Annotated in this window: 21 protein-coding genes; 9 read left to right on the top strand and 12 right to left on the bottom strand. The window is 62.8% G+C overall.

The window, feature by feature from the left end:
- Positions 1–160: 160 nt before the first annotated feature.
- From QMG80_RS11315 to QMG80_RS11290, 6 genes are all read right to left on the bottom strand, one after another.
- Positions 161–565, bottom strand: coding sequence for a copper resistance CopC family protein (locus QMG80_RS11315; protein ID WP_085772917.1), 405 nt, complete (start codon positions 563–565; stop codon positions 161–163).
- 47 nt (positions 566–612) lie between these two features.
- The gene (locus tag QMG80_RS11310) at positions 613–1,212 is read right to left on the bottom strand and encodes a hypothetical protein (protein ID WP_085772916.1); all 600 of its coding nucleotides are present in this window, start codon (positions 1,210–1,212) and stop codon (positions 613–615) included.
- Positions 1,213–1,499: 287 nt separating this feature from the next.
- A complete protein-coding gene (gene amoB / locus QMG80_RS11305) occupies positions 1,500–2,759 on the bottom strand; it encodes a bacterial ammonia monooxygenase, subunit AmoB (protein ID WP_085772258.1) in 1,260 nt (419 codons plus the stop codon).
- A 131-nt stretch (positions 2,760–2,890) separates the two neighbouring features.
- Positions 2,891–3,649, bottom strand: a complete 759-nt coding sequence (gene amoA, locus QMG80_RS11300) for a bacterial ammonia monooxygenase, subunit AmoA (RefSeq protein ID WP_085772257.1) — start codon at positions 3,647–3,649, stop codon at positions 2,891–2,893.
- Between the two features lie 133 nt (positions 3,650–3,782).
- Positions 3,783–4,550, bottom strand: coding sequence for a bacterial ammonia monooxygenase, subunit AmoC (amoC, locus tag QMG80_RS11295; RefSeq protein ID WP_085771887.1), 768 nt, complete (start codon positions 4,548–4,550; stop codon positions 3,783–3,785).
- 946 nt (positions 4,551–5,496) lie between these two features.
- Positions 5,497–6,534 (bottom strand): cytochrome-c peroxidase, encoded by a 1,038-nt coding sequence (locus QMG80_RS11290; protein ID WP_085772914.1) that lies wholly within the window; start codon positions 6,532–6,534, stop codon positions 5,497–5,499.
- Between the two features lie 380 nt (positions 6,535–6,914).
- Between QMG80_RS11290 and QMG80_RS11285 the strand changes: the two genes are divergently transcribed.
- The 3 genes from QMG80_RS11285 (at position 6,915) to QMG80_RS11275 (ending at position 9,643) form a co-directional block, all read left to right on the top strand.
- A complete protein-coding gene (locus QMG80_RS11285) occupies positions 6,915–8,078 on the top strand; it encodes a cytochrome-c peroxidase (protein ID WP_085772913.1) in 1,164 nt (387 codons plus the stop codon).
- 67 nt (positions 8,079–8,145) lie between these two features.
- A complete protein-coding gene (locus QMG80_RS11280) occupies positions 8,146–9,225 on the top strand; it encodes a metallophosphoesterase family protein (RefSeq protein ID WP_085772912.1) in 1,080 nt (359 codons plus the stop codon).
- Between the two features lie 13 nt (positions 9,226–9,238).
- Entirely contained in the window at positions 9,239–9,643 is a 405-nt protein-coding gene (locus QMG80_RS11275; RefSeq protein ID WP_085772911.1) for a cytochrome C, read from the top strand.
- Between the two features lie 158 nt (positions 9,644–9,801).
- Here QMG80_RS11275 and QMG80_RS11270 read toward each other — a convergent pair whose 3' ends face one another.
- Both QMG80_RS11270 and QMG80_RS11265 read right to left on the bottom strand, forming a co-directional pair.
- Complete coding sequence (locus QMG80_RS11270) at positions 9,802–11,037, bottom strand: M48 family metallopeptidase (protein WP_085772910.1); 1,236 nt, start codon at positions 11,035–11,037, stop codon at positions 9,802–9,804.
- A gap of 117 nt (positions 11,038–11,154) precedes the next feature.
- Positions 11,155–12,153 carry a J domain-containing protein gene (locus tag QMG80_RS11265; protein ID WP_085772909.1) on the bottom strand — a complete coding sequence of 333 codons (999 nt, stop codon included), beginning with the start codon at positions 12,151–12,153 and terminating at the stop codon, positions 11,155–11,157.
- Positions 12,154–12,690: 537 nt separating this feature from the next.
- Between QMG80_RS11265 and QMG80_RS11260 the strand changes: the two genes are divergently transcribed.
- The 5 genes from QMG80_RS11260 to QMG80_RS11240 all read left to right on the top strand — a co-directional run bounded on the left by QMG80_RS11260 (position 12,691) and on the right by QMG80_RS11240 (position 17,746).
- Positions 12,691–13,095 (top strand): DUF423 domain-containing protein, encoded by a 405-nt coding sequence (locus QMG80_RS11260; protein WP_085772908.1) that lies wholly within the window; start codon positions 12,691–12,693, stop codon positions 13,093–13,095.
- Between the two features lie 223 nt (positions 13,096–13,318).
- Positions 13,319–14,137: a carbon-nitrogen hydrolase family protein gene (locus QMG80_RS11255; protein WP_085773832.1), complete on the top strand. Its 819-nt coding sequence runs from the start codon at positions 13,319–13,321 to the stop codon at positions 14,135–14,137.
- A gap of 286 nt (positions 14,138–14,423) precedes the next feature.
- Entirely contained in the window at positions 14,424–14,759 is a 336-nt protein-coding gene (locus QMG80_RS11250; RefSeq protein WP_085772907.1) for an integration host factor subunit alpha, read from the top strand.
- A 195-nt stretch (positions 14,760–14,954) separates the two neighbouring features.
- The gene (locus QMG80_RS11245; RefSeq protein WP_085772906.1) at positions 14,955–17,051 is read left to right on the top strand and encodes an ABC transporter ATP-binding protein/permease; all 2,097 of its coding nucleotides are present in this window, start codon (positions 14,955–14,957) and stop codon (positions 17,049–17,051) included.
- A complete protein-coding gene (locus QMG80_RS11240; RefSeq protein ID WP_085772905.1) occupies positions 17,048–17,746 on the top strand; it encodes an RlmE family RNA methyltransferase in 699 nt (232 codons plus the stop codon). Before QMG80_RS11245 ends, QMG80_RS11240 begins: the two co-directional genes overlap by 4 nt.
- Before the next feature lie 67 nt (positions 17,747–17,813).
- On the opposite strand, the gene QMG80_RS11235 is transcribed toward QMG80_RS11240, so the two are convergent.
- A complete protein-coding gene (locus QMG80_RS11235; protein WP_085772904.1) occupies positions 17,814–18,986 on the bottom strand; it encodes a cell wall hydrolase in 1,173 nt (390 codons plus the stop codon).
- A 159-nt stretch (positions 18,987–19,145) separates the two neighbouring features.
- Entirely contained in the window at positions 19,146–19,565 is a 420-nt protein-coding gene (locus QMG80_RS11230; protein WP_085772903.1) for a secondary thiamine-phosphate synthase enzyme YjbQ, read from the bottom strand.
- Positions 19,566–19,773: 208 nt separating this feature from the next.
- Here QMG80_RS11230 and QMG80_RS11225 point away from each other — a divergent pair, with 208 nt between their 5' ends.
- Complete coding sequence (locus QMG80_RS11225; RefSeq protein WP_085772902.1) at positions 19,774–20,646, top strand: alpha/beta fold hydrolase; 873 nt, start codon at positions 19,774–19,776, stop codon at positions 20,644–20,646.
- A gap of 27 nt (positions 20,647–20,673) precedes the next feature.
- Here the strand turns inward: QMG80_RS11225 and QMG80_RS11220 are convergent, their stop codons facing one another.
- Together QMG80_RS11220 and QMG80_RS11215 are read right to left on the bottom strand one after the other, a co-directional pair.
- A complete protein-coding gene (locus QMG80_RS11220) occupies positions 20,674–21,435 on the bottom strand; it encodes a molybdopterin-dependent oxidoreductase (protein ID WP_085772901.1) in 762 nt (253 codons plus the stop codon).
- A 5-nt stretch (positions 21,436–21,440) separates the two neighbouring features.
- A complete protein-coding gene (locus tag QMG80_RS11215) occupies positions 21,441–22,082 on the bottom strand; it encodes a cytochrome b/b6 domain-containing protein (protein ID WP_085772900.1) in 642 nt (213 codons plus the stop codon).
- Positions 22,083–22,185: the final 103 nt, after the last annotated feature.

Raw genomic sequence — 22,185 nt, 5'->3', positions numbered from 1 at the left:
TCACGCTGCGCTCAGGCGCCTTCACTTGAACGCGAAAAACGCGATCCTTTCCAAAAGGCGGAGCGCGCCAATCCCAAACGCCGCTCACGCTTTCTTTGAATCGCGCTCGACAAGCTTTCGCGATCGAACTCGCTCCGGCGTGTCTCGCTGCCAGAACCCGCTATTTCTTAGCGTCGAGAAAGAATTCATAGTTCCCCTCGACGATGTGGCCGTCCTGCGAAAGCACGCGATAGCGGATGACGTAACGCCCCGGAGCCAAGTCGGCCGGCGCATCGAGCGTCAGCTCGCGCGGCGTCTCCGGCTTTCCGACCGCTCCCTTCGCGAGGACCTTGCCGTCGCTGGTTTCGATGGAGAGCGTCGAATAAGCGGGCTCGACGCCAGCGCCGAATTTCAGCTTGACAGCTTTCGGCATGGCCTCGACGTGGTCCTTCGAAGAGGGATTGGCGTCCACGAGGAAGGAGTGCGCCAGCGCCGGCGCGGTCGAAAAGAGCAGAAGCGTCGCGATCGTCGCGAACGCCGCCGCCCGCCAGGACTTTCCATTTTGCGCAGGCTTAATCTTGCTCATGGTCTTGGTTCCTCTCGACCACACGTTGGGACACTAACGTCTTTGCGTCAGCTCGCCGCCTGGGGTTCTTTGCGGGCCGCCGGATGCGAGTGCCGCCAGTAGAAGAAGATGAGCATGCCGATCAGCACGGCTCCCAGAAGATAGGGAACATACTGCCACAGGGTCTCGCCCACCGAGAACTTGAAGATCTGCGTCTCCTGCTCCCCGCTCTCCTTGGTCAGCGTCACCATGCCGATATAATGGCCATTGTTCATATAATCATGTTCGAAGCTGAAGGTGCCGGTCCGATAGCGTGTCGCCGGAAAATGCACCTCGGTGAGGGGATCGAGCTTCGTGTCGCTGGTGACCGGAGTCAGCGGATCGCGAATGATGCGAATTTCGATCGGCAAATCCCGAAATCTGGGATTCTCGATATCGAAGACCATGATGACCTTCCCCGTCGCCGGTATCTCCTCGCAATATTCGCTGCGGGACATTCCCGGCAGATAGGAGGTGATGTGGATCATGTCATAGCCGAACATGACCATGCACATATTTCCCATCGTCATCGCTTCCGGACCTGCGCCGCCCTCGGCGCGCGCCTGGCCCTGCGCGAAAAGGAGAAACAGCGCGCCGAAGATCGTCGACAAAATTGAAGCTCGCCTCATCCTCGGGTTTCTCCCTCTTCTTTCTTTGCTTGCATGCGCCGCATCGCTGAGCCGCCAGCGTGCACGTCCGACGCCCCATTGGCCGGACCGCTGTTCCGCCCGGCCCTTTCTTCCCGATTTAATTACAGTTTTCAGGAAAAAGCCAAAGCGGTGATTGCGACCAATCGACGCGCGCGTGAAATTGCATCGCATAACGAGCAATTTTGCGCAAGGCGGTTGTTCACTTCAAAAAAAAACCGGCCGGAGAGGTTTCTCTCCGGCCGGCTGATTGTCACGTCAGGCGTCGATCAGGGCATGTCGCCCGCGACGAACTTCGGAATGACCGGGCCGCCGATTTCCGCGGCGTAGCGCTGACCGTCCGGCGTGAAGAAGAACAACAGGCCGCCGATCTGGCTGTCCGTGTCATAGGCCAGGTCCGACAGACGCTCGATGTCCCAACGCGCGTCCTGCACCTTCACGACAATGTCCTTCGTCTCGCCCGGCGCGATCGGCGTCGGATCCGTCGACAGACCGCGATCCGCAAGCAGATAGTCCGGGAACTCAGGCTTCGTCGTGAACACGTCCGGGTTGAGGAAGCGCAGGCCGGCCGTCGTATATTCGCCGAGGCGAAGCGGATGAGCCGTCGAGTTCTTCACCTTCACGTTGATCGTCAGCTCACGGCCCGGCACCTTGTAGACGCCGCCGCCGAGGTCAACGCTCACCTGATCCTTGCCGACGCCCACGGTGCCCGTGCTCGTGATCGGCGTCAGCGGCTTCTGCAAGCCGGCCTGAAGCGGGATCGTGCGCGGGAACTGCGAGTTCGTGTAGGCGTAGCCGAAGATCGTCGCGAGGATCGTCAGCGCCAGCACGATCGCGCCAATGCGGCGGTCTTCGTCGGTGGTCGCCTCATCGTCCCGGCCTTCCGCAACGCGGAGATAGGAAGCGATGATGCCCTTGCGCACGAACCAGAACAGGATCCAGGCCGCGCCCACGATCAGCCACGGCATATGCCAGGCGTAAACCCGGCTGATGCCGTAGTGCTCGAGGTCGATCGTCGTTCCATCAAGGAGCGTCACCGGATCGGTGAAGTCCTTCATGTCGCCCTTGATCTCGATCCACTGGCCCGGCCCGATGATCGGTCCGCCGCCTTCAACGTTGATCTGAGCGTGAACGTGCCAGCGGCCGGCGCGACGGCCGCGCAGGTTGATCGAGAACGCATAGTCGTTCCCGGGAACCATCGAGAACGAACGCGGCGCGAACTGCTCGCCGATGAACTGCGCCGTGCGGACCAGAACCGGACCCGGCTCGCCGGCGTTCAGGAACGACACGCGCGGATTGGCCACAGCCTGCGGCCACGCCGAGAACACGTGCACCTTGCCCGAAAGCACCATCTCTTCGTTCACCGCCACCGAGGTCTTCGACCAGGCGACGTCATACCAGTTCAGCGTGCGCATCCGAAGGAACGCCTGCTGCGACTTCTCGCCGTGCGCGAAGGCCGGAGCCGCAGCTCCAACCGTCGCCACCACCGCCGCCGCGCCCAGCGCAGCCAGCTTGACTAGGGCTTTCATCAACAACCTCCCAGTTTCTTTCGTTTGGGGCCGGACCCGCTCTCGCAGGCCCTACGGCCCCCGCTCTTTTCCCCTCCCCGCGGTCCCGCCTCGAGACGAGGACAGGTCCGCGAGGAAGCGCGTCGTCAGGCTTAGATTTCCTTGATGACCTTCGTCGTCGAATAGAAGCGGCCCAGCCACCACCACGCGAAGTAGACCAGCATCGACACGAAGCCCGAGAAGAACGCCGCAACCGGCACAACGTCCTTACCGAAGGTGCGCAGCGTGCCGCGCTCGACCATGCGGATGTATTCCGGCATCGACGTGCGGACGAAGTGGAAGCCGATCAGATCCGCAAGCGACATCAGCTGACCATGCTGCTCCGTCGCCTGGTGGAACTGACCGATCGCCGGCCAGTTGTTCGGATAGAACAGCAGGCCCCAGCCCAGCGCGCCGATCACCGCCGTGATCACATAGCTGCCCGAGAGCAGAAGGATCACGTCAAGCCAGATCGCCGGAACCATCAGAGCCGACGGGAACACCAGCGAGATCGGGAAATAGGTCCAACCCCAGAAGTTCACGTAGCGGTTGATCCACTCGCCGATCAGCAGGCCCAGAACCGCGAACACCGCGCCAAACGGCAGACGGAAGTTCACCCAGAAAAAGGCCTGCGACGCCGCCGCGAAGGTCACGCCCAGAATCGGCACAACCGTCGGCCACATACGACGATCCTTCCAGTCAACCCAGAAGTCCCAGTCGCCCGCCGTCAGCATAAAATGGACGTGGTAGCCGCCCAAAACCGCAAAAAACAGCAGCGTCAGAAGCATCCAATCGGTGGTCTGAACGCATCCCGCCGCTTCCGCGACGGAATGGAACGGACCGACCGCTCCCCCGCTCTTCGATGTCGACATCTCTCTTCTCCTTGGTGTCATTCAACGCTCCGGCTGTCATCGCCGGATTGTCGTCTTCTTCTTCAGTTTTTACGCTTGTCTGGTGAGAGCCGCGCCCCAAGGCGCGACCCTCCGATCTCTCGCGCGCAGCCGATCAGGCGAGCAGCGCGACGCCTTCCTTGCCGACCAGCGCATGGATGCGGCCGAGGATCTGCAGCACGACGCCGAACACGCCCAGCGCCATCCAGCCGAAGAACACGAAGCCCCAATGCAGCGGAGCAACGAACAGCTCTTCCATGAACCAGAAAGTGTGGCCCCACTCGTTCAGGCCAACGTTCGGGATGATCATGAACGGACCAATCGCCACGATCAGGAACGCCAGCGAGTAGCCATGAGCAAAATACGGAATGCGGGTCTTCGCATAGAAGAACGCGCCAACCGCGATCACCGAGTAGATCGGGTAGCTCATGTAGAACTCGATGATGTGCGACGGCGTGAAGTCCGTGTCGCGAATCACCGTCATGTGCCACGTGCCGTCCTGCTCCGTGAAGAAGGACGCGCCCCAGTAAATGGCGATGCCGTAAACCGTCAGCCATTGAACCAGAACCACCAGACGGCGCATCTCCTCGCGAGGAGCCACGGCGTCAACGTTGCGGTCGCGGGTCTTCCAGAGGTAACCGGCAAGGCCGATGCCCGAGACGAGCTCCAGCGGGATCTCCGTCCAAAGGATCGACAGCCAGTACGTCTGGAACTCCGGAGCGAACGAGTCGAGACCCGCGCGCCAGCCGTAGATCTGCTCATAGATGCGAACGATCAGGTAAAACACGTTCAGCACCGCAAGGCCGATCCACATTCCCTTCAGATCGACGATGGTGTCTGTGCCAGCGGCTGCGCCAGCAGCCGTGCTTGTTGTCGAACTCATGCTTGGTCCTCCTAAGTCTGCTCTCTATTCAGATTTGCGCGTCTTGCGGCCGTTCCGCCAAAGAGTAAGCGGCGCAGCCCCCGTCCTGCTCGAGCTTTTAAGGCTTCTCAACCCCCGACATCCCAGGCCTTCACGCTCGTTCTTGCTCTTCTTAAGCGTTTCGGCTCTTCTTTGGCGTTTCGACGCGCTTCGCTCTTCTTTATTCTTTTGTCGATCTCGTCTCTCGCCTCCTGGCGCTCGAAACGCCAGACGGCGCCCCTCGCTCCAAAAGCGGCCCGGACTTCAAACGTCCCATGCGCGAGCCGCGCCGAGGCGTCCGTCCGATGTCTTTCTTCTTTGACGAAATGCGCGAAGCCCTGCGCCCTTCCCTCTCGTTTTTGTTTTTGTTTTTGGTTCTGCTCGTTTTTTGTTTTCTGTTTCGTTCTCGTTGCCGTTCAAGCCGACGAGCCCGACGCGCCGCTTGGAGCCGCCCCGAGGCGAAACGCCGAGGATGTCGCCTGTCGCGACCCTCCTCTGGATCCCGCCCGGGGATGAGCCCAGCGTGCCCAGACCATTTCCGTTTGGGCGTTCAAAAACAATACTCGATAGGACTGGAGATGACAATCTATCGAAGGGGCTTATCGACCCATTCGGGTAGGTTTCCCGCCACCTCTATCCCGAGACGACCTATCTCCCCTCATCCCTTTCGCAGGCGCAATGAAATACAAATCTCTCGATAATCTGGGCAATCTAGAGCGATCCTGTCGCAGCCTCGAGCCCTGGCCATCCCCCTGCGCGCCCTCAACCGCAAAGGCTGCGACATTTTGTGCTGCACCGCACCGAATGATAGGGTCAAGTTCGAGCTAACGGTGACACCCAACTCCGGCCAAATGACGCCCTTAAGACAGAAAACGCGCCGGCCCTCCTTCGAGAGCCGGCGCGCCGCCGAAGTAAGAAGCTTTTGCGCTCAGTATTGCGGACGCGGCGTCTCGCTCGCGCGCGGGGGCAAGGTCGGATAGGCGACCTTCGGCGCCTCGCCGTTCAGGCTTCCCAGAAAGGCGACGATCTCCCGCGTTTCCTCCGGGCTGAGCGTGGTCCCCAATTGATGGACGGCCATCAAATTGACCGCCTCGTCCAAGCTCCACACTTTGCCCGTGTGGAAATAGGGAGCGCGCAGGGCGACGTTGCGCAAGGGCGCGGCGCGGAAGACGAAGTCGTCGGACGCGCTCTTGGTGACCGCGCTGCGACCTTTGTCCGCGATCGGGCGCAGTTCTTCGGAGGGCGCTTTCGCGACGCCGAAGGAGAAATACGCCGCGCCTCCGATGTTCGGTCCGCTGTGGCAGGAAGCGCAGCCCTTATCGAGGAAGAGCCGCAACCCCTTCTTCTCCGAGTCGTTCAACGCGGCGTCGTCCCCCGCGAGGAATTTGTCGAAGCGGGCGCCCGGCGTAACCAGAGTGGCTTCGAAGGCTTCGATGGCCTTCGCCATGTTGTCGAAGGTGACGGGCTGCGCTTCGTGGGGAAACGCGGCGTCGAAGTCCTTCACATAACCCGGCATGCTGCGCAGCGTCGCCTCGACCGCCGCGGGCGTGTTGCTCATTTCGACGGCGGCCTGAATCGGCCCCTTGGCCTGCGCTTTCAGATCCTCCGCGCGCCCGTCCCAGAACTGAGCGCTGTTGAACACGGCGTTGAGAACGGTCGGCGCGCGCCGCGGGCCCTTCTGCCAGCCGTGGCCGACCGAGGTCGACCCTGTGTCCGCGCCGCCAAGCGAGAGATTGTGGCAGGAGGCGCAACTGATCAACTGGCTCTTCGAGAGCCGCGGATCGAAGAAGAGCTTTTGCCCTAGCTCGATCTTCGCCGGAGTCACGTCGTTGCCCTTCACCGCCTTGAGCGCCGACGCGGCGTCGATCGGCGCAAGCGACGCGGCCAGCGCGTCGTGTCGCAGGTCATCGGCGTGAGCAGCCAGTGGAACGAGTGCGAGAGCGAAAATCAAAGTTCGTAGAGTCATAACTCCCCTCTTCGGCGTAAGCGTGCAGACGCGGAGCCTTGTGCGCCGCAATGATCGCCGCGCGACGGACTATCACGAGCGCGCAACGACCGCAAAGCTGAAGATCAGCGCAGCGTCACTGCGGGAGCTCCGAGCACAGAGTTCGAATTTTTTCCCGATCACCCTCAACGGTTTCTGTTCGCGCTCGAGATCAAAAAACGAAAATCCTGTGCGTTTGCGAAAAAACGAAAGATCGAATTCATCGTGAAGTCGCTTGCCGTAGCGGAAAAGCTAGAGCAAGATAATGCAGTCCCGCCGGCGCCGCCGGTACGCGAGCCGCGCGGATTAAAACAAAAAACGGCGGAAGACGCCGGCTCCGTCGGCGTACTGGGGAGGGAGCAATGAGGCGCAATCGAGCAAAAGCGCTGCTCTTGGCGGCGGCGGTGGGGATAGCGACAGCTCCGGCCTCTGCACGCGCGGAGCCGCTTGGAACACGCGCGGAGCCGCTCGGGTTGCCCCCGGTGCGGATACCCGCAGACAATCCGCAATCCGACGACAAGGTCGCGCTCGGACAGAAGCTTTTTCACGACAAGCGATTCTCCGGAGACGGCAAGGAGAGCTGCAGCACCTGTCACGACGATAACAAAGCCTTCACCGATTCCCCTCTCAAGACGTCGCGCGGCATATCCGGCCAGTTCGGGACCCGCAACGCGCCGACCGTCATCAACGCCGCCTATTTCGACTCCTTCTTTTGGGACGGCCGCGCCTCCTCGCTGGAGGACCAGTCGCAGTTTCCTTTTCTCAACCCAGTCGAGATGGGCCTCCCGTCGCATGAGCCGATCCTCAAGATCGTGCGGGAGGACCCGGCTTACACGGCAGCCTTCATTAAGGTTTTCGGCGTGGGCGGCTCCTCGATCTCGATGGAGCACGTGAAGAAGGCGATAGCCGCCTTCGAGCGGACGCTTGTCTCGGGCGACTCGCCTTTCGACCGATGGTATTTCGGGCATGACAATGAGGCGATCAGCGCGGACGCCAAACGCGGCTTCCAGATCTTCCTCACCCAGGGACGCTGCGTGTCCTGCCACACGATCGAGCAGGACCGCGCGCTCTTCACCGACAACCGCTTCCACAACATCGGCGTCGGGATCAACAAGATCCAGCCCGACGTTCCGCGCCTCTCCGCCGAGTTCCAGAAGGCCAAAGCCGCCGGCGCCTCGGTCGACAACACAGTGCTGGCCGATCCAAAGGTCTCGGATCTCGGCCGCTTCGCCGTGACGACGCATTTCGACGAAATCGGCGCCTTCAAGACTTCGACACTTCGCAATATTTCCGTCACAGGACCCTATATGCACGACGGCTCGCTGAAGACGCTGCGGGACGTCGTCAAGCATTACAACGACGGCGGCAAGAGCGCCGGCGACCCGTCGATCAATCCCTATCTCTCAGGCGGCATCCGGCCGCTCAATCTCTCGGAGCAGCAGATCAACGATCTCGTCGCTTTCCTGGAGACTTTGACGAGCCCGCAATATGCGAACGCCAAGACGCGGGAAGGCGCGACGCCCTGAGGCGCGCGTCGCCACGCGGACGTGACTCCGGACGCCACAAGCGAACCGCCACTCGAGGGGCAGAAGAATGAGCAGACTGATTACGAGACGCAGCGTGATGGCGGCAGGAGCCGCCGGCGTCGCAGGATCTCTGACGACGCTTCCGATCAGCATGGTGCGGCTCGCTTTCGCAGGCGAGCGCGAGGACTTCGCCTTCACCTACATCTCCGACGCGCATATCCAGCAGATCAAAGGCGCGAGCTTCGTGCGCAACTGGGATATGGGCCTCAAGCGCGCCGTGGCCGAAGCCAATCTGATCAAGCCTGAGTCGGACTTTGTCATGTTCGGCGGCGATCTGGCGCAGCTCGGCAAGCGCGAGGAGCTGGACCATGGCGCGGAGATTCTCTCGCAGCTCAAGCCCAAGCTGCGCTGCGTGATGGGCGAGCACGACTATTATCTCGATCTCGGCGAATATTGGAGCAAGCTTTACGGGGATCACTGGTACAGTTTCGATCATAAGGGCGTGCATTTCGTCGTGCTGAACTCGATTATCGTCAATGACGACTGGACCCACCGCCGCTGGCCGACAGCAGAGCAGCGCATGCTCGAGATGGCGGACCTCGACAATCCCAACGGCTCGCCCTTCATGGTGGGCGAGAAACAACGCGCTTGGCTTAAAGAGGATCTCTCCAAGATCAGTCACGACACGCCGATCGTCGTCTTCTCGCACTCGCCATTGCAAAAGATATACAAGGGCTGGAACTTCTGGACCGACGACGCGGAGGAGGTGCAGGCGCTGCTTCAACCGTTCCGTTCGGTCAATGTGATCTACGGTCATGTCCATCAGATCCAGTACAATCAGATCGGCAACATCTCCTTCAATTCGGTGATGGCCACGGCTTGGCCCTGGCCCTATCCGCAGAGCTATGCGCAGGCCGAGAGCCAGCTGCCGGTTTTGACCGTTCCGATGAACCGAGGCGACCCGTTCTTTGAGCGCGACGCCACCGGCTGGCAGCTCGTCGATCTACATTCGGGACGCGTCACGGCGCATTACCAGCTTTGGGACAATGAGCCGCGCACCGTCGGCTTCGACCCTGCCAAGGGAGCGCCCGTGGATCTCGCTTATCAGGAGCCCGGCCGTCGCCGGCCGCCGCAAACCCATTATTGATCAGGAGCCGACAATGCGTCTTTCTTTCGCCGCCGCATTCCTGCTCGCCCTTTCGGTCCTGGCTTCAGCGCCGGCGAAAGCCGACGAATTCACCAAGGCCGACATTGATCGCTGGCAAGCGGAATATCAGAAGGTCGTGGCCGAGGGCCGCACGCTTTGGACGGATGGCTCTCTGGGGACCAACGGCGTCGCCTGCGCGCAATGCCACCCCAACGCCGCCAACACCCATCCGGAAACCTATCCCAAGTTCCAAAAGCAATTGGGCAAGGTCGCGCAGCTCTGGGAGATGGTGAACTGGTGCCTGCGCAATCCCCTCCAGGGCCAGCCGCTCGGCGCCGACGATCCGAAGATGACGGCGATGCTCTCCTACGCGACTTTCGAGCGTCGCGGCGTCAAGCTGGCGCCGGGGACGCATTAAAGCGCGTCTCGTTCGCGCGCAATCACGCGATCGAGACGATCTAGGCTCCAAATCAAAAACTTAGAGCACGTCCGGGAGCCCCTTCTGCATTCGAGCGATTCCGCCCGAACGCAGCGCGATCGAGAGCACAGGCGCCGCGGCTCCAGCTCCACATCCGATCATGCCGCGTCACGCAGATGCGCGATGCGCTCCGGCGCCGGCGGATGCGAATAATAGAACATCGCATAGAGCCGGTCGGGCGTCAGCGTCGCGAGATTGTCCCGCGTCAGCCGCGTCAGAGCCGAGATCATCGGGCCCTCGCCCACCATCTCCTTGGCGAAATTATCCGCCTCGAATTCGGCGCGACGCGAACGCCAGGAGAAGATCGGCGTCAACACATGCATGACCGGCTCGCGCGCCAGCAGCATGATTGCGAATCCGATCGCCGGCTCGAAGGGGAAGCCAAAGGCGGACGCAAGCCCCGTGGGCCCGAGCGCCCAATAGAGAATGGCAAATCCCGCGAACGCAACGGCCGCCATCAGCGCCATCGACTGTTTGATGTGGCCGAATTTGAAGTGTCCAAGCTCGTGGGCGAGAATCGACTCGATCTCGTCGGGAGAATGCTTGGCGATCAAAGTGTCGAACAGGACGATGCGCCGCGTCTTGCCGAAGCCCGCGAAATAGGCGTTGCCGCGCGTCGAACGCGTCGAAGCGTCCATGACGTAAAGGTTTTGCGCCGAGAAGCCGCAGCGGCTGAGCAAGGCCTCGAGACGCTCGCGCAGCGCGTCCTGGGGCATGGGCGTGAATGTGTTGAACAGCGGCGCGATGAAGTTCGGATACACCATCGTCATGGCCAGCGCGAACAGCATGAAGCCGGCGTAGGCGAAGAGCCACCAATTGTGGGGGAAAGCCGCGAGCAGCGCGAACATCCCAAGGAGCAACGGCGCGCCGAGCGCAAACTCCAGCGCGCTGGACTTTATCCAGTCGAGAAGAAAGCCGCCGAGCCTCTGCTTGTTCAGCCCGAAGCGCGCGTCGAGCCAGAAGGTGCGCGCGAGCGAGAAAGGAAGATCGAGTAGGCTCGCGATCGCCGCGAAGGACAGAGTAATGGCGAGGCTGCGCCAAAGTCCGGGGGCGGTCACCGCGGCGATCGCCCAATAGAGCGGCGCGAGCCAGAAGAGCAACCAAGCGAGCGAGACGAGAGCGCTGTAAAGCGTCTCGGCGATCGAGATCTTCGCGTTCTCGACAGTGTAGTCGGCGGCCCGCCGATGCTCCTGCGCAGTGACTTTGTCGCGGAAATCTGGCGGTGTCTCACCTCGATGATCGCCGACGTAGGCGATCTGCCGCAGACGCAAATAGACGCCGAAGGCGGCGGAGAGTAGGATTGCGCCGCATATTGCGACGGCCAGGGAATTCATTTGAGGCTCCGATCCCGATCATGACGGATGCGCCGGCGCTTTCCGGCAGGCTGGCTTTGAATATAGGCGCTCTCCTCGCCGACGCCACGCGAAACTTCTCCGCCTGGGGCGCTGGCTTCAACCGTGAGTCAACAAGAGATTCCGCGCCTCGTTCAAGGCCGCAGCCTGCTCGGCCGAGCCGCCATGGTCTGGATGCGCGCGCTTGATCCTGGCGCGAAAGGCTTTTTCGATCTCGGCGCGGCTCGCGCCCGAGGGCAGGCCCAGCATCGCGAAAGCGCGAATCCGCGGGTCTTCCGGCGTTCCAGCCTTGCGCGCCCGAGTTCGTCGTCCGGGCCGGCTTTCCTCCCCCTCTCTTCGCGGTTCCTGCGGCTTTCTCTTGGCTCGGCGAAGCTTTTCCTCGACTCCCTCGTTCTCTGCGCCGCCCGAGCCGGGCTTTTGGGGCTCCGGCTCCGCCAAGCCGAGGTCGATGAGCACTTCGCGCAGGCGAAAAGCGGCGTCGTGGCAGGCCAAAGAAAGGAAAGCCGCGGCGAAGGCGGCGAGGCCCGCGCGGGTTGCAAGCACCGTCGTCGGATCGAGCTTCAGGGGCAGAACGGCGACGGCTTGCTGACGCGGCTTTGCAACGCCATGCGCCGCGCCCACGACCGCCGTCACGGCATAGTCGGCGCGCTGCGCGGAGAGCTTTGGCAGCAGCACGGGCGCAATGAAGAACAGGCATAAGGCCGAAACCCAGAAGAAAGGCCCCCAGGCGCGCGGCCGGTGGTTGGCGTAGCCGCGCCAAGCGAAATAGGCTCCGATCGCGCAAAAGCCTAAGGCCGCGATGCGCGTCTGCGCGAGAAACGCCGCAGCCAGCACCGACCGCCCGCCCGCCGCCGCCGCCTCGTGAAAGGGGGATTTGTGCAGCTCGAGCAGCGACGCGGCGTGAGCCGGATCGACCGCGAGCGCCGCGAGCTCCCGCCGCGCGCTGAGCAGGACGAAAAGGAAAGGCGCGAGGACGGCGAGGCCGAGCGCGAGCGAAGCCGCCGTGAGGGGCAGCCCCACGCCGCGCGAGGACGGACCCAAAGCGAGACGCCCCCGGCCCGAATCGAAGAGGTGGAAACGAATGGTCGGCCTCCGCAATCTAGCGCATTCCCGCTCGAGCGGAATCGTTCGGGCGATAAGGCCGCGCAGTCTCGCTTTCGAGCGAGGCGTTCGCGTGAGCGCCGCTCGCGCGGAGCAGACGCATCCCCGCATCGATGACCTTCTCGCGCAAGCTCGGCATGTCTCTCCACTCCTCCGCCGGAGAATCGCGGCTTCAGCCATTGTGAGGGGTTAAGGTTGACCTTTTCTTGAGATCGCGCGCCAAATTGCGGCATAGAGCGCGATGGGAAAAAGTGGGAACCGGTTTTTCGCGCCAGTCGCGCTCTAAAACTTTGGAATCGATCACGTTATCTGCGTTTGAGCGGCTCCGCTCAAACGCATCGTGATCTAGGCAAATGGATCGGAGCTCCTGATAAAAATCTTCGGCTCTCGCCCCTGCTCCCTCCTCTTTTCGATGAGGCTTGGGGACCGAATCGAAGCACCTTGGAGCCCCAGGGGCTCGAAGACTCGTCGTCGCCGAGCGACGCCTATATGGTGACGCTCGCGCCAACGCCGTCTCCTCGGGAAAGCTCAAGAATGCGCCGCCACGCTCTCATTATGCTCTTCATCGCCGCCTTGCACGGCGGCTGCGGCGTGACGCTCGCCGCCGCCGCAGCCCATCTCGAGGCGAGTCCTTTGCTCGCCTCGGCAAGCCAATTTTTGATGATCCACGCGGCGGCCGGCGCCGGGCTCGCCGCGGCGCTGCTAGCGCTGCGGCCGGGCGGGCCCGCTCTCGCATTCCTCGTCTATGCGCTTCAGGGCGGGACGACACTGTTTTGCGCCGATCTTGCGCTTCGCGCCTTCGCGCAGCACAAGCTCTTCCCTTATGCAGCGCCGATTGGCGGCTCGATGACCATTCTCGCCTGGGCCGCGCTGGCGATCTGGGCCGCCCTATGCCTACTGCGGATGCGCGGCGCCGACGAGGGTCGGGACAGTCTCTAGATCACGCGGCGGCAAGACCGGCTCGGGCTTTTCGCATCCTGCTCTTGAGCGAATTTCTGCAGGTCTCTGCGAGCGGAAGACGCGCCGCGCGTCGCGGCGCCAAGCATCCAGGCCTTAAGCACCCAGGCCTTCGCTTTACGCAGCCGAACGCTCTTGTATTATGCCAGCCGGACAATCGGCGGCTTCGCCTCGCGCGCTGCTCGCAGCGCAAATGAGATCGGTCATGAAAGTTACTCTGGTGCAGATGAATTCCGTCGGCGACAAAGCCGCCAACCTCACGGCGGCCCGCGCGCTGATCGAACGGGCGATCGAGTTGGAGCGGCCCGACTGGATCTGCCTGCCGGAATGTTTCGACTTCATCGGCGGCACGCGTGCGGAAAAGATCGCCGCGGCCGAGGACCTCCCCGGGGGACCCGCCTATGAGATGTGCCAGTCGCTCGCCAAAAGCCACAAGGTGCACATCCACGCCGGCTCGATCCTCGAGCGAATTCCCGGCGACGACCGCATCCACAACACCAGCGTCGCCTTCAACCGGGACGGCGTCGAAGTGGCCCGGTACCGCAAGATCCACATGTTCGACATCACTGCGCCGGACGGCGCGAAATATCACGAAAGCGCCGCCTTCAAGCCAGGCGGCGAGGTGGTCACCTATGAGTGCGAGGGACTGACGATCGGATGCGCGATCTGTTACGACCTGCGCTTTCCTTACCTTTTCCAGGCCCTCGCCGAGCGGGGCGCCGACGTGATCGCGCTTCCCTCCGCCTTTACCCTGGTGACCGGCAAAGACCATTGGGAGGTGCTCTGCAGGGCCCGGGCCATCGAGGTGCAAGCCTATCTTTGCGCGCCCGCCCAGACCGGCGCTCACAAAGCGGGCCACGAGACGCGCTTCAGCTACGGCAACTCGCTCATCGCCGATCCCTGGGGACAGGTGGTCGCCAAAGCTTCGGAAGGCGCGGGTCTAGTCTCGACGCATCTCGACGCCGAGCGCATCCGCAAGATCAGGTCCATGATTCCTGTCGCCAAGCATAAGGTCAAGCTTTGACGGGCCATTCTCAGCTTAACGCGGATCGGAGAATGGATTCGGGACCCGATGCGCCGCGGTTAGGGAATGTACGGATCAAAACCACATGCAACCCATTAGAACGCTTGCAATTTTTGGATTTACAACTAATCTGAGCAATGGGAACTGCGCACACGGTCTGCACAGGCGATACTGAAGCTTGGCCGTAGGCAATAGAAATAAGCGCAGTCGGGGGGCGGGAGTATATCGTGGTCAATGTGTCTCATATCCCATTTGACGTCGAATTCCGCCGCATAACAGGCGCGCCGTGACTAGAGAGAAGCCGCAAGGGAGCGCGTTGACGCGCGCCGCGCTGCGCGAGGCGGTGTATGGCTGCTGCCCTACGCTGTCGCGGTCCGAAGCGCGCCGAATCCTCGATGCGACCTTCGAGGAAATCTGTGGCGCGCTCTTGCGCGGCGAACCGGTGAAGCTGCGCTCGTTTGGCACCTTCACCGTCCGAGCGAAGCGCGCGCGCGTCGGTCGCAACCCCAAGACCGGGGTCGAGGCGGCGATCACGCCGCGGCGCGTGCTAACCTTCAAAGCTTCGCCCGTCCTGGTCGCCGTCATAAACGGCGACATGGCGCCCGAAGAAGAGGCAGATTAGCGAATAACCGGTCCGGGGCCGGGCGAGACGCCCCCGGGGCGCTTCGCCGTCCTCGACCGCGCTCGACGGCCTGCCGCCCCGCGCGTCAACCCTCCGACGTGTGGCGACGCTTTCCTTCCCTGCTCAGTCGCGCTATCCGGCGCAGATGAATGCAAGGCCGCAGTCGACCAGAGCCGCGGCGACGAAGGAACGCCAATGCACATCTTAGCTTACGGGCTCGCAGCCTTTGCCTTTGCCGCCCTCGTGGCGGCAGCGACGGCGGGGGATGCGGAAATCTTTCTGCTCGCAGCGACAGCGGCGGCCTGCGCCTACACGACCTGGCGCGCGCGGAGGATCTCGAGCTTTCTGAAAATCCTCGTAGGCCTGTTCTCGGTCGAGACGATCCTTTTCGGTCTCGCCGTCCTCGTCGACGTTCTGGGCTATTGGCCGAAAGCCTATGCGGACGCCGCGCCGCCGCCGACGCTTGCAATCACCGTGGGCGTCTTCTCGATCCTCGCCTGGGGCGCCGATCACATCCCCATCGTCAAACGCATCATGCGCTTGACCGACCTTTATTTCGACAGCGACGCGCGCGACGCCTTCCGTATCTGGCCCCTGCCCGCCTTCCAGGCGCGCGAAGCGACGATGGCGGTGACGATGATCGTCACGCTCGTGCTCTTCCTACAGGTGCTCGTGGGCATATCGCTGCGGCTCAGCTACATTCGCCGCGACTATTACAGCGCCTTGCAAGACCTCAACGCACCCGTCTTCTGGGAGAAGCTGCTCTATGGCTTCATTCCCTGGGCCTTCTTTCACGTGGCCATCGCGGTGACGAATTATGTGGTGCGCTCCTATCTCGTCATCCGCTGGCGCCGCTGGCTCACGCAGCATTTTGTCGACCGCTGGCTTGGCGGTCATCGGCATTACGTGATGACGCTGGAGGGCGGCCTCGCCGACAACCCCGACCAGCGTATCGCCGAGGACGTGAACTTTTTCATCGACGGCGGCGACGGGGGGCTCGGCATCTTCTCCTTCGCGATGCGGCTCATTTCCTCGCTGAGCTCGCTCGTCTCTTATTCGATCGTGCTATGGCAGATTTCGAGCCAGCTCACCTTCTTCGACGGCAAGCTCGCCATTCCGGGGCTCTTGTTCTGGATCGCGCTCGTCTATGTCGCCGCCGGCACGGTCGTGACCCATCTCATCGGCCGGCCGCTGGCGAAGCTGAACTTCGAACGCCAGCGCCGCGAGGCGAATTTCCGCTTCGGCCTCGCGCGCCTGCGCGAATATGGCGAGCAGGTCGCCTTATTGTCGGGCGAGAAGACAGAAAGCGCCGGGCTACGCGGCGCCTTCTCGGCGATCTATCAGAATTTTCTTGCGATCGTCGACCGCCAAAAGAAGATCCTCTGGTTCACGAGCATCTATGGGCAGTGGTCGCCCATCTTCCCCTTCGTGCTCACGGCGCCCTTCGTGCTCGCCGGAAAAATCAAGATCGGCGTGATCCGCCAGACGGCCGACGCTTTCAGCGTCGTCGACGACGCGCTCAACTTCTTTGTCACTTACTATTCCTCTCTCGCCGAGTTCCACGCCGTGCTGCTACGACTCGAATCCTTCGATGCGGCCGCAGGCCGTGCGGAGGTCGAGCTGCAGCGGGCGGGCGAGCGCCGCGCGGGCGCCGACCCTCGCGTTTCGCTCGACGCGATGCTGCGTCTGCCGGACGGCGAACCCATCGTCGACGCGCGGGGCCTCTCATTCGAGCCGCATGTGTCGACCCTGCTCTCTGGCCCTTCGGGCTCAGGCAAATCGACTCTATTCCGCGCCATCGCCGGCATATGGCCCCATCGCGACGGCTGGATCGAGATTCCGCGCGAAGCGTCGGTCATGCTTCTTCCGCAGCGCCCTTATCTGCCGATGGGGAAGCTCGCCGCCGCCGTCGCCTATCCGCGGGAGCCGAAAGTCTACGACCGCCGCGACATGCGGGCCGCCCTCGTCGCGGCGAGGCTTGAGCCCTTCGTCGACCGGCTGGATGAAGAGACCAATTGGGGACAGCGGCTTTCGGGCGGGGAACAGCAGCGCGTCGCCATCGCGCGAGCGCTGCTGGCGAAGCCCGACTGGCTCTTCCTGGACGAGGCCACCTCGGCGCTCGACGAGAAGCTCGAGGATGAAATCTACCACATGCTGCGGGAGCGTCTCCCGAGAACCACGCTGGTCTCGATCGGCCACCGCTCGACGCTCAAGCCCCTGCACACGCGTCATCTCGTGATGTCGGCGAACGCGGAGGGCGTGTTTGCGCCGCGCGAGGAGGCGTTGACTTGAGCAAGGAGGACGGCGGCGGCTCTGGCGCGCGCACGCTCAAGACATTCGTTCGAACGGCGCGGAAACGCTCGCACGCGTCGACCCTGTGGCTCGAGCGGCAGCTCAACGACCCTTACGTGGCGCGCGCCAAACGCGAGGGCTACCGCTCGCGCGCGGCCTATAAGCTCATGGAGATGGACGAGCGCTGCCGCCTGTTCAAGCCGGGGCAGCGCATCGTCGATCTCGGCGCAGCCCCAGGCGGCTGGTCGCAAGTCGCCGCCAGCCGGGTCAAGGCCGCGGAGGGCAAGGGCCAGATCGTCGCGGTCGATCTGCTCGAGATGGTCCCCGTCCCCGGCGTCGACTTCTCGGTCAAGGACTTCAATGACCCCGACGCGCCCGATTTCATCAAGGCGAAGCTAAACGGCGGCGCCGACGGCGTCATATCCGACATGGCGGCCAACGCGACCGGCCATAGGGCGACCGATCATCTGCGAATCGTCGCGCTGGCCGAGCTCGCCGCCGACTTCGCCGCGGAAATTCTCAAGCCCGGCGGCTTCTTCGTCGCCAAAGTGCTGCAAGGCGGGACCGAAGGGGAACTGCTCGCGCGACTAAAGCGCGATTTCGCGACAGTGCGTCATTTGAAGCCCGCCGCGAGCCGCCCCGATTCCGCGGAGCTCTATGTGCTCGCGACAGGCTTTCGCGCGAAGCGCGACTAGGCCCGAGTTGATTTTTGTAGTCGATTGTCTTTTTGCGGTGAGCCGATCCGCTCGAACGCGGCGCGACTTAGAATTCGCTGCGCGTCAGCTCCGGTCGGCCTTTGATCTTGTAAAATACGTGATGCCCGATTTTCTCCATCCGGAGAAGCGTGTGCGCCCAATAGGGCCGCACATAGTCGGCGTGATAATGCGTCGAGCGGCCGACCTGCGAGAGATAGGTTTGCCCCGCCAGCACCTCGTCGGCGACCCGCACGGCGGTCGACCAGGATTCGGGCTCGGTGATGCGCAACGACTTTCCTTCGCAGGCGAAGGAGAACTGGCACCCCATGTAGTGGCGCCGGCCTTGATAGACCACGCCGCAAATGCTCGGGGGGTACAGTCCGCTCGACACCCGATTCAGCACGACTTGCGCCACAGCCGCCTGCCCCTCGACCGGCTCGCTGCGCGCTTCGAAATAGACAGCCTCGGCGAGACAACGCTTCTCGCTGCTCATCTTCTCGGGATCGATCAGCGAGGCATAATCAGGTCGCGCGGGCTGGCCCGGCGCCAGGGTCGCCATGGGGCCAAGCGTGACGCGGGGGAAGGACGCCACTTCGATAGGCACGGCATCGGGCTGCGCCGGAGTCGACGAGCCCAGCGCCACGGCGCGCGGCGTCGCCGGGCTCGCGCCGTGAAGCGCGCGCTCCTTCACGGCCTCCATGGACGCAGCAGCCGCTGCGGGCGTCGCCGTGGAGCCCGACTGATCGGGGAGCGCCGCCGAGGCGGTGTGCTGAGTCGTGACTTGCGGCTCCTCGCTGCCTGGGTTTTGTCGCTGCGGGTTAACTTGGGCGTTCTTTGCCGGTCCGTTCCGGCGGGTTTCGTAGCTCGGACGAAGCTGCGAGACGAGCGGATCGCTCTTATGCGAACGGTCGACTTCGGGAAGATTCGCGGCGTTGGGCTTCAACTCCGCGCGCGGCTCGCGTTCGTCGGGCGCCGTGTGAAGATCGTAGGGCCCGCCCGCGTCAAGGCGCGCGAGCTGGATGGGGGCGTCGGCGCGCCATCTGTTCAGCTCGCCAAAAAGCGCCGAGGCGAGAGACGCGCCCTCGACGGAAGCCTCGATACGCGCCGTCAACGGCGCTTGCCGCGAAGCGGACACAGGATCCTGCCCGGCGGAGGCCGTAAAGGAAACGAGAAGGCCGACGCCGAGACACCAGGGCGCGACAACGCCAACGGCCCAACTCGCACTCGATTTATGACGCATGCGCGATACCCGACTTGGACGCCATTTTTCGAAGCGTCGCTTCTCTCCGCAGCGGGAATGAGGCGACGCGAGCGGTCGGGGCATAGTTATCGTTGATTAGGCTTGCCGGTCCGTTACTCTCCGGCCTGGGCGCGCGTCTCGTAATGGGGCAGAGGTCGGCTACTCGCCGATGAGATGCAGCGCCGCCTCGCGGCGGTGCGGACGGCGGCGATGCTCGATCAGAAAAACGCCTTGCCAAGTTCCGATCGCCAAGGCGCCGTCGATCACCGGCAAGGCAAGCTGAGTCTGCGTCAGCGCTGCGCGCAAATGCGCCGGCATGTCGTCTAAGCCTTCGCTGTCGTGCTCGTAGAGCGCGCGGCCTTCGGGCGCGAGACGTTCGAGAAACTTCTGCAAGTCGCGCAACACAGAGGGGTCAGCGTTTTCCTGGATCAGCAGGGATGCGGAAGTGTGGCGGCAGAAGATGGTGAGCAGGCCCGTCTGGATCCCCTGCTCTTCGACGAAACGCTCGAGCGCCGGCGTGATCGGATAAAATCCTTGCCCACGCGTATCAAAGCAGAGGATCGTCGCGGCTTGACGCAAGAAGTTTTGCCCCCAAATCCGCGCTCGGCCGTCCAGTCGGCTCGCCGCGCTGCGTTAAGAAAAGATAGCCGGCGCCGGCGGCAAGTCGAGACATCGCGCGAAATCACGCGGCCTCTCGCCGGCCTCCACAGGCGTTTTACGATACCCTCATTTTGCGATAAATGCGCTCTGAACGGCGCCGCCGGAGGGGAAACGAGGGCTGGCTGGCATGCAGGCGATCTCAAAAAGCCCTTCCCATCGTTACATCGAGGCCCATGACGGACTTCGCCTTCACTACCTGGACTTTCCTGCGTCGGGCGCGAGCCTGCCCGTTATCTGCCTCCCTGGCCTGACCCGTCCCGCCGAGGATTTCGAGGCTCTGGCCGCCAAGCTCAGCGCCGGGGGCCTATGGGTTCTTGCGCTCGACTATCGCGGTCGCGGCGACTCGCAATGGGACGACGACTGGACGCATTACGATCTCGACATCGAGGAGGACGACATCTTGCGCGTCCTGGAGAACGAGAATGTGTCGACCGCCTTGTTCGTCGGCACCTCGCGGGGCGGCATACATGCGATGCGGCTCGCCCATCGTCATCCAGGCCTCATCCGCGCCGCGGTCCTGAACGACATCGGCCCCGAGATCAATCTTTCCGGCCTCATCCGCCTCAAAGGCTATGTCGGAATGCTCCCGCCGCTCGCGTCAATCAATGACGCCATCGGCCTTACCCGCTTCACCGCCGGGAGCGGATTTGCAGGCGTCGCTCCCGAACAATGGGACCGCTATGCGCGGCGAAGCTTCAAGCAGACAGAGCAGGGAGTCGTCCTGCGCTACGACCCGGCGATTTCGCACACGCTTGATCAGGTTGGGCCTGATATGGAGCCTCTCGACTATTGGATGGAGTTCAAAGCCCTCGCGAAAGTTCCCGTGTTGACGCTGCGCGGCGCCAATTCCGACATCCTCACCTCCGAAATCCTCGAACGAATGAAGAGCGCAGCCCCCGCCATGGAAGAGCATATTGTCGAGGGACAAGCCCATGCGCCCCTGCTGATGGACGAATCGACGATCGATCGCATCGCCGCCTTCTTCCAAAAGGAAATCTGAGCGGACAAGCCGCGCCTATGGCATGCGCTAGGAGCCGCTGAACCAGTTGTATCCGAGATTCTCCCAATAGCCGCCCGGATAATCGTTGCTGACGAAAATCTCGGTGATGAACTTGGGATTTTTGAAGCCAAGCTTCGTCGGGATGCGCAGTCTCACCGGATAGCCGTATTTGGTTCCTCCGGGCGCCGCAGGAAAATCGAGCACGATAAGCGTTTGAGGGTGCAACGCCGTCGCCATGTCGATGCTCGTGGAGTATTTGTCCGCGCAGTGAAAGCCGACGTAGCGCGCCGAAACATCTGCGCCGACGCGCTCGAGAAAGAGACGGAGGGGAACGCCTTCCCATTTTCCGATCGCGCTCCAGCCCTCGACACAGACGAATTGCGTGATCTGGCTCGACTGCGGCAAAGCCCGCAAGTCTCTCAGGCTCCAAGGCTGCTTGTCCTTGATGCGACCGGAAAGAGTGAGCCAATAAGACTCGCCGTCGATGACAGGCGCGAGCGCCTCCTCATAATAGGCGTTGAAGGGAAACGGACGCGTGATCTCGGCCTCTGTGTAGGTCGGCGCCAATCGCTTGGGATCGAAGAGCGCTTCCTGCACGCGATCGTTCCAACGCGAGATCGACCAGAGCAGGCGATCCACGGCGTCGTCGTCCTTGAGATTGCACGCCGACAGCAAGGTCAAGGCGCCGAGCGAGAGGCCCTGCTTCAAGAACAGACGCCGCTCGATCCGCTCGAGTTGCGATTGAAACTGTGACAAGCGCGGTCGCGCGCGTTGTTCCTGCCGGCGCATCGACGTCACTCTCCCGAAGCCGCCGCGGTCGGCGGGCGCCCCGTGATCATCGAGCGCAAGACCCCGTCTGCAAAGAAAGCGAGGGTCACATGCAGCGCGATAAAAGCGCAAAGCGCCGCCATGGCGTAAAAATGCGCGTGACGGGCGCCTTCGTAACCCCCGAAGAGAGCCGCCAGATGCTGGAACTGCACCGGCTTCCAAACTGCGACGCCACTCGCGACCAGCAAAATCAGCAGCGCCACCACGCCCGTATAAAGGACACGCTGAACTGGATTGTAAGCGCCGATCTCATGCCGGGTCAGCGTCGCCCAGCTCGGACGCGGATCGCGATAGGCAGAAGAAGGCGGAATGCGCGGCAGACCTCGCCAAAAGCGCCCTGAGACGAAGCCATAGGCGAGATAGGCGACGCCATTGGCGACGAGCAGCCACATCGCCGCGAAATGCCAGGCCAGCGCGCCTGCGAGCCATCCGCCGATCGTCAGATCGGGAGGAAAGCGGAAATTGAAGAGCGGCGAAGCGTCATAGATGCGCCAGCCGCTGCCGATCATGATGAAGACAGCAAGGGCGTTGATCCAATGCGTGACGCGCACGAAGAGGGCGTGGCCTTTCGCCTCGCCTCCTGCTTCTCTATCTTGGCTTTGGCTCATGTCGACTCCAGGCCCGCCCACTCTCCCTTTCTTCGCAAAGCCGCAAGAGGAGGTTACGGGCCGTTTCAAGGAGGATAGAACCTCCGCGGCGCGCGTCGACCCT

Origin of the sequence: Methylocystis bryophila, from assembly GCF_027925445.1 — a bacterium.
GTDB lineage: Bacteria > Pseudomonadota > Alphaproteobacteria > Rhizobiales > Beijerinckiaceae > Methylocystis > Methylocystis bryophila.
The sequence above is the reverse complement of the archived record's forward strand: the minus strand, read 5'-3'. Positions and strand labels throughout refer to the sequence as shown.

Excerpts from the sequence above, each read along its gene's own strand:
- QMG80_RS11315 (WP_085772917.1), bottom strand. The coding sequence starts at position 565 with ATGAGCAAGATTAAGCCTGCGCAAAATGGAAAGTCCTGGCGGGCGGCG.
- QMG80_RS11310 (WP_085772916.1), bottom strand. The coding sequence starts at position 1,212 with ATGAGGCGAGCTTCAATTTTGTCGACGATCTTCGGCGCGCTGTTTCTC.
- amoB (WP_085772258.1), bottom strand. The coding sequence starts at position 2,759 with ATGAAAGCCCTAGTCAAGCTGGCTGCGCTGGGCGCGGCGGCGGTGGTG.
- amoA (WP_085772257.1), bottom strand. The coding sequence starts at position 3,649 with ATGTCGACATCGAAGAGCGGGGGAGCGGTCGGTCCGTTCCATTCCGTC.
- amoC (WP_085771887.1), bottom strand. The coding sequence starts at position 4,550 with ATGAGTTCGACAACAAGCACGGCTGCTGGCGCAGCCGCTGGCACAGAC.
- QMG80_RS11290 (WP_085772914.1), bottom strand. The coding sequence starts at position 6,534 with ATGACTCTACGAACTTTGATTTTCGCTCTCGCACTCGTTCCACTGGCT.
- QMG80_RS11285 (WP_085772913.1), top strand. The coding sequence starts at position 6,915 with ATGAGGCGCAATCGAGCAAAAGCGCTGCTCTTGGCGGCGGCGGTGGGG.
- QMG80_RS11280 (WP_085772912.1), top strand. The coding sequence starts at position 8,146 with ATGAGCAGACTGATTACGAGACGCAGCGTGATGGCGGCAGGAGCCGCC.
- QMG80_RS11275 (WP_085772911.1), top strand. The coding sequence starts at position 9,239 with ATGCGTCTTTCTTTCGCCGCCGCATTCCTGCTCGCCCTTTCGGTCCTG.
- QMG80_RS11270 (WP_085772910.1), bottom strand. The coding sequence starts at position 11,037 with ATGAATTCCCTGGCCGTCGCAATATGCGGCGCAATCCTACTCTCCGCC.
- QMG80_RS11260 (WP_085772908.1), top strand. The coding sequence starts at position 12,691 with ATGCGCCGCCACGCTCTCATTATGCTCTTCATCGCCGCCTTGCACGGC.
- QMG80_RS11255 (WP_085773832.1), top strand. The coding sequence starts at position 13,319 with ATGAAAGTTACTCTGGTGCAGATGAATTCCGTCGGCGACAAAGCCGCC.
- QMG80_RS11245 (WP_085772906.1), top strand. The coding sequence starts at position 14,955 with ATGCACATCTTAGCTTACGGGCTCGCAGCCTTTGCCTTTGCCGCCCTC.
- QMG80_RS11235 (WP_085772904.1), bottom strand. The coding sequence starts at position 18,986 with ATGCGTCATAAATCGAGTGCGAGTTGGGCCGTTGGCGTTGTCGCGCCC.
- QMG80_RS11225 (WP_085772902.1), top strand. The coding sequence starts at position 19,774 with ATGCAGGCGATCTCAAAAAGCCCTTCCCATCGTTACATCGAGGCCCAT.
- QMG80_RS11220 (WP_085772901.1), bottom strand. The coding sequence starts at position 21,435 with ATGCGCCGGCAGGAACAACGCGCGCGACCGCGCTTGTCACAGTTTCAA.
- QMG80_RS11215 (WP_085772900.1), bottom strand. The coding sequence starts at position 22,082 with ATGAGCCAAAGCCAAGATAGAGAAGCAGGAGGCGAGGCGAAAGGCCAC.